Source organism: Pseudomonas sp. FEN (genome assembly GCF_904067045.1).
Taxonomy (GTDB): domain Bacteria; phylum Pseudomonadota; class Gammaproteobacteria; order Pseudomonadales; family Pseudomonadaceae; genus Aquipseudomonas.
Genome location: NZ_CAJFDC010000036.1, coordinates 103,606 through 118,826, shown reverse-complemented (window position 1 = coordinate 118,826; position 15,221 = coordinate 103,606). Strand labels below are relative to the sequence as shown.

The following is a 15,221-nucleotide window of genomic DNA, read 5'->3' as shown; positions in this document are numbered from 1 at the left end:
CGAGCGAGGTGTTGGCGTGAACATTAATGCGACCCTGATTGGCCAGTCCGTTGCGTTCCTCATTTTTGTACTGTTTTGCATGAAGTTCGTGTGGCCTCCGGTCATCGCGGCACTGCACGAACGTCAGAAGAAGATCGCGGATGGACTGGACGCTGCCAGCCGAGCAGCTCGCGACCTGGAGTTGGCCCAAGAGAAAGCGGGTCATCAACTGCGCGATGCGAAAGCTCAGGCAGCCGAAATCATTGAGCAAGCCAAGAAACGCGGTAACCAGATCGTCGACGAGGCCCGTGAACAGGCTCGCGTCGAAGCTGACCGTGTGAAGGCTCAGGCTCTGGCCGAGATCGAACAGGAACTCAACAGTGTCAAAGACGCACTGCGCGCCCAATTGGGTAGCCTGGTGGTCGACGGCGCCGGGAAGATCCTGGGCAAGGCAATCGATAAAGACGCGCACGCAGAGCTGGTTAACCAACTGGCTACTGAAATCTAAGCGAGGGCGACCATGGCAGAACTGACCACGTTGGCCCGACCTTACGCTAAGGCGGCCTTCGAGCACGCTCAGGCCCACCAGCAACTGGCCAATTGGTCAGCCATGCTCGGCCTGGCAGCAGCGGTGTCGGAAGACGACACCATGCAGCGCGTGCTCAAGGCCCCGCGACTGACGAGCGCAGAAAAGGCCACCACGTTCATTGACGTGTGTGGCGACAAGTTCGATGTCAAGGCACAGAATTTCATCCACGTCGTTGCTGAAAACGACCGTCTCCTGCTGTTGCCGGAGATCGCCGCTCTGTTCGACCTGTACAAGGCCGAACAAGAGAAATCGGTAGACGTGGAAGTCACCAGTGCTTTTGCATTGAACCAAGAACAGCAAGACAAACTCGCCAAGGTTCTCAGTGCACGACTCAATCGGGAAGTGCGCCTGCAAGTTGCGGAGGATGCCGCCCTGATTGGTGGTGTCGTGATCCGCGCCGGCGACCTGGTTATCGATGGCTCGGTTCGCGGCAAACTCGCGAGCCTGGCCGAAGCATTGAAATCTTGAGTTTGAAGGGGCAGCAGAGCAATGCAGCAACTCAATCCTTCCGAAATAAGTGAAATTATCAAGGGCCGCATCGACAAGCTCGATGTGACCTCCCAAGCCCGTAACGAAGGCACTGTCGTCAGCGTGTCTGACGGTATCGTGCGGATTCACGGTCTGGCCGACGTCATGTACGGCGAGATGATCGAGTTTCCGGGCGGCGTCTACGGTATGGCCCTCAACCTCGAGCAAGACTCCGTAGGTGCCGTGGTACTCGGCGCTTACACCAGTCTGGCTGAAGGCATGAGCGCCAAGTGCACCGGCCGCATCCTCGAAGTTCCGGTCGGTAAGGAACTGCTGGGTCGCGTTGTCGACGCACTGGGTAACCCGGTTGACGGCAAAGGTCCACTGAACAACACCGAGACCGACGCGGTCGAGAAAGTTGCTCCAGGCGTGATCTGGCGTAAGTCGGTAGACCAGCCTGTACAGACTGGCTACAAGGCTGTCGATGCCATGATCCCGGTCGGCCGTGGCCAGCGTGAGCTGATCATCGGTGACCGTCAGATCGGTAAGACCGCTCTGGCGATCGACGCGATCATCAACCAGAAAGACAGCGGCATTTTCTGCGTCTACGTGGCCATCGGTCAGAAGCAATCGACCATCGCCAACGTGGTTCGCAAGCTGGAAGAAAACGGTGCCCTGGCCAACACCATCATCGTGGCCGCCAGTGCTTCCGAATCTCCTGCGCTGCAGTTCCTGGCACCGTACTCCGGTTGCACCATGGGCGAGTTCTTCCGTGACCGCGGCGAAGACGCGCTGATCGTTTATGACGATCTGTCCAAGCAAGCAGTGGCTTACCGCCAGATTTCCCTGCTGCTGCGCCGTCCGCCAGGCCGTGAAGCCTACCCAGGTGACGTGTTCTATCTCCACTCCCGTCTGCTGGAGCGCGCATCCCGCGTTTCGGAAGAGTACGTCGAGAAGTTCACCAAGGGCGCAGTGACTGGCAAGACCGGTTCCCTGACCGCGCTGCCGATCATCGAAACCCAGGCTGGCGACGTTTCCGCGTTCGTTCCGACCAACGTGATTTCCATCACCGACGGTCAGATCTTCCTGGAATCGGCGATGTTCAACTCCGGGATCCGTCCTGCTGTGAACGCCGGTGTTTCGGTATCCCGCGTAGGTGGTGCCGCTCAGACCAAGATCATCAAGAAGCTGTCCGGTGGTATCCGTACCGCCCTGGCTCAGTACCGTGAACTGGCGGCATTCGCCCAGTTCGCTTCTGACCTGGACGAAGCGACCCGCAAGCAACTTGAACACGGTCAGCGCGTTACCGAGCTGATGAAGCAGAAGCAATATGCGCCGATGTCGATTGCCGACATGTCGCTGTCGCTGTATGCCGCTGAGCGTGGGTTCCTGACTGACGTCGAAATCGCCAAGGTCGGTAGCTTCGAACAAGCGCTGATTGCTTACTTCAACCGCGATCACGCCGACTTGTTGGCCAAGATCAACGTGAAGGGTGACTTCAATGACGAAATCGACGCTGGCCTCAAGGCTGGTATCGAGAAGTTCAAGGCCACCCAAACCTGGTAAGCCGCAGCGGGAGCCGCAAGGCTCCCGCTTGCTAACCTGATAGGTGTTACATGGCAGGCGCAAAAGAGATTCGCAGTAAGATTGCGAGCATCAAAAGCACGCAAAAGATTACCAGCGCCATGGAAAAAGTGGCGGTCAGCAAAATGCGCAAGGCACAAATGCGCATGGCTGCGAGCCGTCCTTATGCGGAACGTATCCGCCAGGTAATTGGGCATCTGGCCAACGCCAACCCGGAATACCGCCACCCGTTCATGATCGATCACGCCGTCAAGCGCGTCGGCTATGTCGTGGTGAGCAGTGACCGTGGTCTGTGCGGTGGCTTGAACACCAACCTGTTCAAGGCCCTGGTCAAGGACATGGCGGTAAACCGCGAAAACGGCGTCGAGATTGACCTGTGTGTAGTCGGTAGCAAAGGTGCGGCGTTTTTCCGCAACTTCGGCGGTAACGTCGTTGCAGCTATCAGCCACCTGGGTGAAGAGCCGTCGATCAACGATCTGATCGGCAGCGTCAAGGTGATGCTGGATGCCTACCTGGACGGCCGTATTGACCGCCTGTCCGTGGTGTCCAACAAGTTCATCAACACCATGACTCAACAGCCCACCGTAGAGCAGTTGATTCCATTGGTTGCGACCCCGGATCAAGAACTCAAGCACCACTGGGACTATCTCTACGAACCGGACGCCAAAGAGCTGCTTGACGGCTTGATGGTGCGCTACGTGGAGTCGCAGGTGTACCAGGCGGTGGTCGAGAACAACGCGGCCGAACAAGCTGCGCGGATGATCGCGATGAAGAACGCTACCGACAACGCCGGTGATTTGATCAGCGATTTGCAGCTGATCTACAACAAGGCGCGTCAGGCTGCGATCACCCAAGAGATCTCGGAAATCGTCGGCGGCGCTGCCGCGGTTTAACGGTTCAAATATTCAGAGGATCCAGCTATGAGTAGCGGACGTATCGTTCAAATCATCGGCGCCGTTATCGACGTGGAATTCCCACGCGACAGCGTACCGAGCATCTACAACGCGCTGAAAGTACAAGGCGCGGAAACCACCCTGGAAGTTCAGCAGCAGCTGGGCGACGGCGTGGTGCGTACCATTGCGATGGGTTCCACCGAAGGCTTGAAGCGCGGTCTGGACGTTGTCGACACCAAAGCCGCCATCTCCGTACCGGTCGGTAAAGCGACCCTGGGCCGGATCATGGACGTCCTCGGCAACCCGATCGACGAAGCTGGCCCGATCGACACCGAAGAGCGTTGGGGCATTCACCGTCCCGCGCCATCCTTCGCGGAACAAGCGGGCGGCAACGACCTGCTGGAAACCGGCATCAAGGTTATCGACCTGGTCTGCCCGTTCGCCAAGGGCGGTAAAGTCGGTCTGTTCGGTGGTGCCGGTGTCGGCAAGACCGTAAACATGATGGAACTGATCCGTAACATCGCCATCGAGCACAGCGGTTATTCCGTGTTCGCCGGTGTGGGTGAGCGTACTCGTGAGGGTAACGACTTCTACCACGAGATGAAGGACTCCAACGTTCTGGACAAAGTGGCACTGGTTTACGGTCAGATGAACGAGCCGCCGGGAAACCGTCTGCGCGTCGCCCTGACCGGTCTGACCATGGCCGAAAAGTTCCGTGACGAAGGTAACGACGTTCTGCTGTTCGTCGACAACATCTACCGTTACACCCTGGCCGGTACCGAAGTATCCGCACTGCTGGGCCGTATGCCTTCGGCAGTAGGTTACCAGCCGACCCTGGCTGAAGAGATGGGCGTGCTGCAAGAGCGCATCACTTCGACCAAGAACGGTTCGATTACCTCGATCCAGGCCGTCTACGTTCCCGCGGATGACTTGACCGACCCGTCGCCGGCGACCACCTTCGCCCACTTGGACGCCACCGTCGTACTGTCCCGTGACATCGCCTCCCTGGGTATCTACCCAGCGGTCGATCCACTGGACTCGACTTCGCGCCAGCTGGACCCGAACGTGATCGGCAACGAGCACTACGAAACCGCTCGCGGTGTTCAGTACGTGCTGCAGCGTTACAAAGAGCTGAAGGACATCATTGCGATCCTGGGTATGGACGAACTGTCGGAAACCGACAAGCAGTTGGTATCCCGTGCTCGTAAGATCCAGCGCTTCCTGTCGCAGCCGTTCTTCGTGGCTGAAGTCTTCACCGGTGCCTCGGGTAAATACGTTTCCCTGAAAGACACCATTGCTGGCTTCAAAGGCATCCTCAACGGTGACTACGACCACCTGCCAGAACAAGCGTTCTACATGGTTGGCGGCATCGAAGAAGCGATCGAGAAAGCCAAGAAACTGTAATCCCGGCGCCCGGCAACGGGCGCTAATTTAGGTTGAGGCAATCAGATGGCTATGACAGTCCATTGCGATATCGTCAGTGCAGAAGGGGAGATCTTCTCCGGGCTGGTCGAGATGGTGATTGCGCACGGTGCACTGGGTGATCTGGGGATCGCCCTGGGGCACGCGCCGCTGATCACCCATCTCAAGCCGGGTCCTATCCGCTTGATCAAGCAGGGCGGGGAAGCCGAGGTGTTCTACATCTCCGGTGGTTTCCTCGAGGTTCAGCCGAACATGGTCAAGGTGCTTGCCGACACCGTGCAACGTGCTGCCGACCTGGATGAAGCCTCCGCTCAGGAAGCCGTCAAGGCCGCTGAGAAGGCGCTGCACGAAAGAGGCGCGGACTTCGACTATGGCTCCGCTGCCGCACGTCTGGCCGAGGCTGCAGCTCAGCTGCGCACCGTTCAGCAGATCCGCAAGAAGTTCGGCGGTTAAGCCGAGGCTTGTTGTGTGATTGATTAAAAAGGGTAGCCTCGGCTACCCTTTTTTCTTTTCCGCATTTATTACTTGGTCACAGTCGCTGACCACACCAGGATTGGTAGCCAGTCATGTCTCTCGAAATCGTTATCCTCGCCGCGGGTCAGGGCACTCGCATGCGTTCATCGTTGCCTAAAGTGCTGCACCCGGTTGCGGGCAATTCGATGCTGGGACATGTTATCCACAGCGCTCGACAACTTGATCCACAGCGCATCCATGTCGTGATCGGCCACGGTGCCGACCTGGTGCGTGAGCGCCTGGCCGCCGATGACCTGAATTTTGTCCTGCAGGACCAGCAGCTCGGCACCGGTCATGCCGTGGCTCAGGCAGTGCCGTTCATTAGTGCCGACACTGTGCTGATCCTCTACGGCGACGTGCCCTTGATCGAAGTCGAGACCTTGCGGCGCCTGCTGAAGCAGGCGGGCCCCGAGCAACTCGGGCTGTTGACGGTCGAGCTGGCTGACCCCACTGGCTACGGCCGGATTGTGCGCGATGCCGCGGGCAAGGTCTGCGCCATCGTCGAACAGAAGGACGCCAGCGCGGCCGAGCGTGCCATTACCGAAGGCAATACCGGAATTCTCGCGGTACCGGCCAAGCGCCTGGGTGAGTGGATGAGCCGCTTGTCGAACAACAATGCCCAGGGCGAGTACTACCTGACCGATGTCATCGCCATGGCCGTGGGTGACGGCCTGGCGGTCGCCACCGAGCAACCGCAGGACGCGATGGAGGTACAGGGCGCCAACGACCGCTTGCAGTTGGCGGAGCTGGAACGTCATTACCAGTTGCGTGCGGCTCGGCGACTGATGGCACAAGGGGTGACGCTGCGCGACCCGGCGCGTTTCGATGTGCGCGGTGAGGTCATCGTCGGCCGCGATGTGCTGATCGACATCAACGTGATTCTCGAAGGTCAGGTGGTGATCGAGGACAACGTGGTCATCGGCCCGAACTGCGTGATCAGGAACAGCACCCTGCGCAAGGGCGTGACGATCAAGGCCAACAGCCATCTCGACGGTGCGGTCATGGGCGAGGGCAGCGATGCCGGTCCGTTCGCCCGCCTGCGCCCGGGCAGCGTGCTCGACGCCCGTGCCCATGTGGGTAACTTTGTCGAACTGAAGAATACGCACCTGGGCGAAGACGCCAAGTGCGGGCACCTGACCTACCTCGGCGATGCCGAAGTCGGTGCGCGGACCAATATCGGCGCCGGTACCATCACCTGCAACTATGACGGGGCCAACAAGCACAGGACGGTGTTGGGCGAGGACGTGTTCATCGGTTCCAACAATTCGCTGGTGGCACCTGTGGATATCTCTTCTGGAGCCAGCACGGCGGCGGGTTCGACCATCACCCAGAACCTCGGTGAGTCGCAGTTGGGCGTGGCCCGTGCCCGCCAGCGCAATATCGATGGCTGGAAGCGCCCGGTGAAGCTCGGCAAGCCCTGAGTTATCCACAGTGACGTTGCACGCTGATTTATCCACAGCTGCGATCATTTCACTTGACTAAGTTTCGGTTCGAAGGTCTTATTGGCGCCGTTATCTTTCGAATCGAAACTTAAGTGACTATATCGAAACGCAACACCCCTCAACGTCGGCACAATATCCTGGCCATGCTCAATGACCAGGGTGAAGTCAGTGTGGATGAATTGGCCAGGCGCTTCGAAACCTCCGAGGTGACGATTCGCAAGGATCTCGCGGCCCTGGAAAGCCACGGCCTGTTGATGCGCCGCTATGGCGGTGCGATCACCATTCCCCACGAGCTGTTCAGCGATCCTGCCCAGGCGGTTTCCCGCTACAAGCAGGCCATTGCCCGTACCGCCGTCGGACGTATCCGCGAGCACGCGCGTATCATCATCGACAGTGGCAGCACCACCGCCGCGATGATCCCGCAACTGGGCCAGCAACCCGGCCTGGTGGTGATGACCAACTCCCTGCATGTCGCCCGCGCCCTGAGCGAGCTGGAACACGAACCGGTGCTGCTGATGACTGGTGGTACCTGGGACCCGCATTCCGAGTCTTTCCAGGGCCAGGTCGCCGAGCGCGTGTTGCGTTCCTACGACTTCGACCAGTTGTTCATCGGTGCCGATGGCATCGATCTGGAGCGTGGCACCACCACCTTCCACGAATTGCTGGGGCTGAGTCGGGTGATGGCGGAGGTCGCCCGCGAAGTGGTGGTCATGGTCGAGTCCGACAAGATCGGCCGCAAGATTCCCAACCTGGAGCTGCCCTGGAGCAGTATCCATACCCTTATTACCGATGATCGCTTACCTCAAGAGGTTCGCGAACAGATTCAGGCCCGCGGCATCACTGTCGTTTGCGCGGTTGCCAGCCAGGAGAAATAGAGCATGTGTGGAATTGTCGGTGCAGTTGCTGAACGTAATATCACGGCCATCCTGGTCGAAGGCCTGAAGCGTCTGGAGTACCGCGGCTACGACAGCGCCGGTGTCGCCGTTTTCAGCCATAACGGCACCCTGGAGCGCACTCGTCGCACAGGGAAGGTCAGTGAGCTGGAGCAAGCCCTGGCGGGGGCGCCAATGCCCGGTCGCCTGGGTATTGCCCACACCCGTTGGGCAACCCACGGCGCTCCCTGTGAGCGCAACGCCCACCCACATTTTTCCGGGTCCGATATTGCCGTGGTACACAACGGCATCATCGAGAACCACGAGGCGCTACGTGAAAAGCTCAAGGGGTTGGGCTATGTCTTTACCTCGGACACCGATACCGAGGTCATCGCCCACCTGCTGAACCACAAGTTCAAGGAGCTGGGTGACCTGACCAAAGCTTTGAAAGCCACCGTCAAGGAGCTGCATGGTGCCTACGGCCTGGCGGTGATCAGTGCGCAGCAACCGGATCGCCTGCTGGCCGCCCGCAGCGGCAGCCCACTGGTGATCGGCCTGGGCCTGGGGGAAAACTTCCTCGCCTCCGACCAGCTGGCACTGCGTCAGGTCACTGACCGTTTCATGTACCTGGAGGAGGGTGATATCGCCGAGATCCATCGCGACAGCGTGCGGATCTGGGACATCAACGGCCGTCAGGTCGAGCGCGAGGCCGTGCAGTATCGCGACGGCGCGGAGGCCGCCGAGAAGGGCGCGTTCCGCCACTTCATGCTCAAGGAAATCCACGAGCAACCGACCGTGGTCCAGCGCACCCTGGAAAACCGTCTCGGCCCGAACCAGGTCCTGGTGCAGGCGTTCGGTCCACAGGCGGCCGAGTTGTTCGCCAAGGTGCGCAATGTCCAGATCGTCGCCTGCGGCACCAGCTATCACGCCGGCATGGTGGCGCGCTATTGGCTCGAAGGCCTGGCGGGGATTCCGTGCCAGGTCGAGGTTGCCAGTGAGTTCCGCTACCGCAAGGTGGTGGTGCAGCCGGACACCTTGTTCGTTGCCATCTCCCAGTCCGGCGAAACCGCCGACACGCTGGCGGCCCTGCGCAATGCCAAGGAACTGGGTTTCCTCGGCAGCCTGGCCATCTGCAACGTCAGCATCAGTTCGCTGGTGCGCGAGTCGGACCTGACCCTGTTGACCCAGGCCGGCCGCGAGATCGGCGTGGCCTCGACCAAGGCCTTCACCACTCAACTGGTGGGCCTGTTGCTGCTGACCCTGGCCCTGGGCCAGGTCCGTGGCACCCTGGCACCGGGTGTCGAAGCGGAGCTGGTGGAAGAGTTGCGGCGCCTGCCGACGCGCCTGGGCGAGACATTGGCCATGGACGCCAAGGTCGAGAAAATCGCCGAGCTGTTCGCCGACAAGCATCACACCCTGTTCCTCGGTCGTGGCGCGCAGTATCCGGTGGCGATGGAAGGCTCGCTCAAGCTCAAGGAAATTTCCTATATTCACGCCGAGGCCTATCCGGCCGGTGAGCTCAAACACGGCCCATTGGCGCTGGTGGACAACGACATGCCGATCGTTACCGTCGCGCCGAACAACGAATTGTTGGAGAAGCTCAAGTCCAACCTGCAGGAAGTCCGGGCGCGGGGCGGTCAACTGATCGTCTTCGCCGACGAGGAGGCCGGGATGGTCAATGGCGAAGGCACTCACGTCATCACCATGCCGCACATCCACGACACCCTGGCGCCGATCCTCTACACCATCCCACTGCAACTGCTGTCGTACTACGTGGCGGTGCTCAAGGGCACGGATGTCGACCAGCCGCGTAACCTGGCGAAGTCGGTGACGGTGGAATAAAGCTTGTCACAAGGCCTTGCCCCGATGGATGTGAACAATAAAGATTGACACAAACCAACTTAGATTAACGCAAGACCTAAACCCCCGTATTTACGGGGGAGGTCCTTTTCAGGGTCGATCCTTCGGTCTGGATTTATCGTTTCAATTTTCAGCTGCAGTGGCCTAGGAATGCCTTCGAGATGGTCGTTGCCGAGCATCATTAGGCCGAGGGAGCGACATATTCTTCTTTGAGTGTTCAACTCAAGGGCTCCGATCTGGAGAGGTCCTGCTCACTCAAGTGGAAAGGGCGCGGCGAAAACCTGAGGTGGAGAGTTGCGTCCAAATGGTCGAACACCAGATCCTGATTCATGCGCGTCACCAGCGCAGGGGAAAGATGTCGATAACGTGGTAAGCCACGCATAACGAAGATGGCGAAGCGCAAAAACTCCGACGGGAAATGTAATGTGCGCTCTGGAAGCCCTTGAGCCTGGAATATTCTCGCCACCATGCTGCGATAAGTGAGGGTCTCGCCGCCGGACAGATTGTAGGCACCGCTCTTTGCTTCAGGCGCCAAGGCTGTGATACAGGCCTGAACCACGTCATCTATATGAACAGGCTGGCGTAATCCTGTGCCCCCCCCCATCAACGGAAAGAAGCCCAGCCGCCGAATAAGGCGCGCCACTTCGGTGATGTTTTTATCCAGCGCGAGGCCATAAATCATGGTCGGACGCAAAATTACCCAATCGACTCCACGTGCCAGTGCCCAGTTTTGTACGTAATCTTCTGCACTGATCAAGCGCTGCGCGAGTGCTCTTTCCTGCGAGTCAGGTGATTGCGCCTTGATGTATCGGCTGGTGGAGGACAAGGCAACAATGCGCTTGAGTTTGCTGGTATTAAGGCGCTCGAGATAGCCCGGTAAAACCCAGATGGGTGCAAACGACAGCAATGCATCCAGCTCTAGTCCCTGCCAATCTTCGGCATGACACCATTCAATCTGCGTAGAGCTTGGCAGAGGTTCGCGTCGTGTACAAACGCTGACCTGGCAACCCGCCTGCACCAGCAAGGGGAGCGCGCGTTTCCCAAGGAAGCTTGAACCTCCTAATACCCCGACGTGCGATTCAGGCATGTTTTCTCGTTTTTGCAGAATAGCGCAGTTGCTTGACTGCATGGCGAGCGATGACTAGGCTGAACCTAAACCAGACGCCCACGACCACGCCACCCCACAATAAAATCGGGTATTTGTGACGGAAAAATTTGCGATAGAAGCGCAGCATTCCAAGGTGCTTGTGCCACTCAACAAAATACGGGCGATTTCGGCTACACACACCGACCTCATGGGTGATCCGCGCACAGGGTACAAACATTATTTTCCAACCACTGCGGCCAAAACGCATGCACCAGTCCAGATCCTCACAATGCAGAAAGTAGTTCTCGTCCCAGAGTCCTACCATGTCCATAGCCTCTCGCTTGACCAGCATGCAGGCACCGGAAATCGCTTCTACTTCTACAGGGCCCGCCGGGACAGGGTCTTCATGGAGCAAAAAATCTGCAAATGCAGCCGGAAAAAACCGAGTCAGCCGGGACAGCCCGAATGCCCGTAACAGCGCTCGTTGTGGTGTGGGGAATACCCGGCGTCCTCCCGCTTGCTCACTGCCATCCGGATTGCACAGAAAACCGCCCACCATGCCAATAGAGAGTGAGCTATTTAAAGTGTCTATCAGGCAGTCCAGCGCATCGGCAGAAAGTACGGTGTCTGGGTTAAGAAAAAGAACGTTTGGGGCAGCGGAATAACGAGTTCCTATATTACACGCCGCTGCAAACCCAAGATTGGAAGTGTTTCGAACGATAATGAACGAGTTGTCAGTTTTATGGCGTCGTTCCACTGTCGCCAAACTGCAGTCATGGGAGTTATTGTCCACCACAATAACCGTTGAAGCCCCTGCCGCAAAGGCCGATTCGACGCAAGCCCTCAGAAACTCTCCAGCATTGTAGTTGACGATAATTACGTCACACGCTCCCTGTAGGGGGGGCGTGATTAAAGTATCGGACAATGGTATGCTTTCCGGCTTGTTCAATAAGGGATCGACTCGCTGATGTTTGTATTACAGCATAAAAGCTTATGCTGATCCACTCTTCTGGAAGCACCCCGCTCAAGGACAAGCACTCGAGCTCGGCCAAGGACTCAGCAAGAAAATGCAGCCGTTTAGTCTTTCTCCCGCAGCAATGGTCAAGAGCCTCGGTGCCAATCGAAATCTGATTAGAGCGTTAATTCGCAGAGAGATAGTGGGCCGTTACAAAGGTTCGATGCTAGGCATTTTTTGGTCGTTTTTTACGCCAGTGTTCATGCTTCTTGTGTATACTTTTGTATTCAGTGTCGTCTTTAAAGCCCGGTGGTCTGGTGGCAGCGATTCCAAGAGCGAGTTCGCCTTGGTGTTGTTCGCGGGCCTGCTAATATTCAACCTGTTTTCCGAATGTGTAAATCGCGCGCCGGGACTGATATTGGCCAATAGCAATTACGTCAAAAAAATAGTTTTCCCCCTGGAAATACTGCCCATCGTGTCTCTGGGGGCAGCCTTGTTCCACATGGCTGTGAGCCTGCTGGCCTGGCTGATATTCTATACCGTGTTGTTTGGCCTGCCTTCGTTAACCATTTTCCTGTTGCCGTTGGTGCTATTACCTTTTGCACTACTCACGCTGGGTATTTCTTGGTTTCTAGCGTCACTTAGTGTTTATCTGCGTGATATCGGTCAACTCGTCGGTATTATCACCACGGCCATGCTTTTTCTTTCGCCGATTTTCTATCCGCTCTCGGCACTTCCTGAAAGTTATACGGTCGTCCTGCAGATGAATCCGTTGACCTTTCCTGTGGAAATGGCACGCAACGTTCTATTTTGGGGAAAAGCACCACAATTTGGCAGTTTGATCAGTTACACCGCCGCCTCTCTGTTGGTTGCATGGGGCGGGTTTGCCTGGTTTCAAAAAACGCGCAAAGGCTTCGCCGATGTCGTCTGAGGTTAGCATTCTGGTTGAGCTGCTTGGCAAGACGACGATTTACTTCGATACTTGCTTCAGCCTTAAACCGGTATGATGGTAATAATTTCAGGGAGAGATGAAGGCATGCGGCACATTGTGCGCCTTGTTGATTGCATCGAAAAACTAACGCTTTTAGCTGAAACCCGGTCGGCTGAAGGTATGTTGCTAGTCAAAGAGATCGAGAACAGGGATCGGCTGCTCGGCGAGCTGCGTGAGAAAGAACAAGCGCTTCGTAGTAGTCTTTCGCGTCAGGCGCTGGAGCTTGAGGCGCTACGCAAGCAGCAGGCATCGCTCAAGGCGCAACTGCACGCGACCAAACGTCAAATCGAAGAGACCAACGAATTACTTCAGATCAAAACCAGTGAAGCTGTGACCCGTTTCGATTTGGCAGTCGACCTGAATAAAAAGCTGGTATCGAAGCAGGCCGAGTTGCTCACGCTGTCGGACTGGGCCAGCCGTATTGAGCGTGCTCCACTGAGTTATTTCCTGCGCAAGCACGTTTATAAAGGATTGCGCAGAATCTATGCACAACTGCCGCTGACGCCCGCGCTAAAGGGCAAGTTGACGCGCCGTGTTCGACGCTGGTTGAAAATCAGCGAGGCGACTCTTCCGGCACAGTCGACCACTCTCACCAAGTTGGTGGGTAAGCCTGCTTTCGCAAGAATAAAATTGCGCTCTTCTACCACGCAGCCTGCGGTGTTGATGTTTGGCGTTATTGACTGGCATTTTCGTATTCAGCGGCCGCAAAATTTGGCCAAGGAGCTGGCAAAAGCAGGCCAGAGAACGCTGTATATATCCAACCATTTTATCGACGATGACGCTCCGGGCTTCGACGTTGAAGAACTGGATCAAGCGAGTGGATTGTTTCAGATCCGCCTGAACGTCAGCGGCGCTCCAGCTATCTATCATGCCCCCCCTTCAGCTGATGCCATCTCACAGCTGTGTCGGAGTCTGGCGCTGCTGCTTGAATGGGCGAATATCGGTGCTACTCATTGCATCGTCCAGCACGCTTATTGGTTTCCGGTCGCTCGACGAGTTCCTGACTCCACGCTGGTCTATGACTGCATGGATCATCATGAAGGCTTCGGCAATGTCTCACGGGAAATGCTGGATCTCGAAATCGCCTTGATGCGCAGAGCTGACCTGCTGGTGGCAACCTCCGACTGGATCGGACGGCACGGAAAACGCGAAAACCCCAACGTAAAAGTCATCCGCAATGCGACTGAATACAGTGTCTTCAGCCAACGTCCAGACAGTATCTATCAAGACGCCCTGGGCAGAAGGATCATAGGTTACTACGGAGCTATCGCCGAGTGGTTCGATCTGAATCTGCTTAAACAAGTCGCTGAGGCTTTACCCCAGCACTTGATATTGCTGATCGGTAACGACACGGTTAACGCCAGAAAGTCCCTGAAAGCCCATTCGAATATTGTAATGCAAGGAGAAGTGCCGTACGCCTCTCTCCCATACTACCTGCATGCCATGGATGTGTGCTTGCTGCCCTTCAAGGTCATTCCGTTAACCCTGGCTACCAACCCAGTGAAGGTTTATGAATACCTGAGCGCAGGAAAACCGGTCGTTGCAGTGAAACTGCCGGAGTTGAGCCAATTCGGGGAGCTGATCAACACGGCTGAAACTGCCGCTGATTTCGTCTTGGCGGTACACGCCGCTCTGAAAGCTCTTCCAGAGCCAGAGTCTGCATTTCAGGCCCGTCAGTTATTTGCGAAGGGTCAGACCTGGCGACATCGCGCTATCAGCCTGCGCGAGGCAATCGATATGCTGCCTGTGCCGAGAATCAGCGTCGTGGTCTTGACCTATAACAATCTGGACTTGACCAAAGCCTGTCTGGACAGTCTAGTGATGCAGAGCAACTACGCCAACCTTGAGATAATCGTCGTAGATAACCATTCCAGCGACGATACGCCCACGTTCCTGAAGATGTGGGCCCAAGGGCACTCGAACCGAGTCGTCATCCTCAACTCTGAAAACAAGGGCTTTGCTGCAGGTAACAATGTAGGTCTTGCGGCGGCCAGTGGCGATTATCTCGTTATCCTGAACAACGATACGGTGGTTACCGCCGGATGGGCCAAAGGCTTGATGCGTCACCTGCGAGACAATGAGGATATCGGGATCATCGGTCCGATCACCAATAATATCGGCAATGAAGCGCGTGTCGATACCGGGTACACAGCGATCAAAGACATGCCGGCCGAGGCTGCGAGTATGACCCGGGCACGCATGGGCGAGTGGTTCGAAATTAATACCTTGGCATTCTTCTGTGCCATGTTTTCTCGCTCAACATATGAGAAGGTCGGCGGCCTGAGCGAAGAGTATGGTCTGGGTTTTTTTGAAGATGACGATTACTGTCGTCGTGTGCAGCACAGCGGCATGCGTGCTGCCTGTGCCGAAGATGTCTTCGTTCACCACCATTTGTCTGCTTCATTCAATAAATTGGGCGTAGAAAAAAAGCAGGCACTCTTCGAAAAAAACAAAGCGATTTATGAGGCAAAGTGGGGGGCCTGGAGTCCACATACCTATCGGGGCGTCTGAACATCAGACATGCATCGGAAGAGAAAATAAATGACCAAGAAGGTCCTTTGCATCA

Annotated in this window: 13 protein-coding genes; 11 read left to right on the top strand and 2 right to left on the bottom strand. The window is 56.9% G+C overall.

Translation table 11 applies throughout. The features are described 5' to 3' along the window. Positions 1 to 16: 16 nt before the first annotated feature. From PFEN_RS24185 to glmS, 9 genes are all read left to right on the top strand, one after another. Entirely contained in the window at positions 17 to 487 is a 471-nt protein-coding gene (locus PFEN_RS24185; RefSeq protein ID WP_191489152.1) for a F0F1 ATP synthase subunit B, read from the top strand. Between the two features lie 12 nt (positions 488 to 499). Beyond that, entirely contained in the window at positions 500 to 1,036 is a 537-nt protein-coding gene (locus PFEN_RS24180) for a F0F1 ATP synthase subunit delta (RefSeq protein WP_100939910.1), read from the top strand. A 21-nt stretch (positions 1,037 to 1,057) separates the two neighbouring features. Further along, a complete protein-coding gene (atpA, locus tag PFEN_RS24175; protein WP_191489151.1) occupies positions 1,058 to 2,602 on the top strand; it encodes a F0F1 ATP synthase subunit alpha in 1,545 nt (514 codons plus the stop codon). A gap of 50 nt (positions 2,603 to 2,652) precedes the next feature. Beyond that, positions 2,653 to 3,513 carry a F0F1 ATP synthase subunit gamma gene (gene atpG / locus PFEN_RS24170; protein WP_191489150.1) on the top strand — a complete coding sequence of 287 codons (861 nt, stop codon included), beginning with the start codon at positions 2,653 to 2,655 and terminating at the stop codon, positions 3,511 to 3,513. 27 nt (positions 3,514 to 3,540) lie between these two features. Continuing rightward, a complete protein-coding gene (atpD, locus tag PFEN_RS24165; protein ID WP_191489149.1) occupies positions 3,541 to 4,917 on the top strand; it encodes a F0F1 ATP synthase subunit beta in 1,377 nt (458 codons plus the stop codon). 45 nt (positions 4,918 to 4,962) lie between these two features. Further along, positions 4,963 to 5,388 (top strand): F0F1 ATP synthase subunit epsilon, encoded by a 426-nt coding sequence (locus PFEN_RS24160; RefSeq protein ID WP_191489148.1) that lies wholly within the window; start codon positions 4,963 to 4,965, stop codon positions 5,386 to 5,388. Positions 5,389 to 5,501: 113 nt separating this feature from the next. Continuing rightward, the gene (glmU, locus tag PFEN_RS24155) at positions 5,502 to 6,869 is read left to right on the top strand and encodes a bifunctional UDP-N-acetylglucosamine diphosphorylase/glucosamine-1-phosphate N-acetyltransferase GlmU (RefSeq protein WP_191489147.1); all 1,368 of its coding nucleotides are present in this window, start codon (positions 5,502 to 5,504) and stop codon (positions 6,867 to 6,869) included. Positions 6,870 to 6,988: 119 nt separating this feature from the next. Next, entirely contained in the window at positions 6,989 to 7,765 is a 777-nt protein-coding gene (locus tag PFEN_RS24150; protein WP_191490243.1) for a DeoR/GlpR family DNA-binding transcription regulator, read from the top strand. 3 nt (positions 7,766 to 7,768) lie between these two features. Then, on the top strand, positions 7,769 to 9,604 hold the full coding sequence (gene glmS, locus PFEN_RS24145; RefSeq protein WP_191489146.1) for a glutamine--fructose-6-phosphate transaminase (isomerizing): 1,836 nt from the start codon (positions 7,769 to 7,771) through the stop codon (positions 9,602 to 9,604). 235 nt (positions 9,605 to 9,839) lie between these two features. On the opposite strand, the gene PFEN_RS24140 is transcribed toward glmS, so the two are convergent. Both PFEN_RS24140 and PFEN_RS24135 read right to left on the bottom strand, forming a co-directional pair. Further along, a complete protein-coding gene (locus tag PFEN_RS24140; protein ID WP_191489145.1) occupies positions 9,840 to 10,709 on the bottom strand; it encodes an NAD-dependent epimerase/dehydratase family protein in 870 nt (289 codons plus the stop codon). After that, positions 10,702 to 11,658 (bottom strand): glycosyltransferase family 2 protein, encoded by a 957-nt coding sequence (locus tag PFEN_RS24135; RefSeq protein WP_224771066.1) that lies wholly within the window; start codon positions 11,656 to 11,658, stop codon positions 10,702 to 10,704. Before PFEN_RS24135 ends, PFEN_RS24140 begins: the two co-directional genes overlap by 8 nt. A gap of 118 nt (positions 11,659 to 11,776) precedes the next feature. Between PFEN_RS24135 and PFEN_RS24130 the strand changes: the two genes are divergently transcribed. After that, complete coding sequence (locus PFEN_RS24130; protein ID WP_191490241.1) at positions 11,777 to 12,595, top strand: ABC transporter permease; 819 nt, start codon at positions 11,777 to 11,779, stop codon at positions 12,593 to 12,595. A gap of 105 nt (positions 12,596 to 12,700) precedes the next feature. Then, positions 12,701 to 15,166: a glycosyltransferase gene (locus PFEN_RS24125; protein WP_191489144.1), complete on the top strand. Its 2,466-nt coding sequence runs from the start codon at positions 12,701 to 12,703 to the stop codon at positions 15,164 to 15,166. Positions 15,167 to 15,221: the final 55 nt, after the last annotated feature.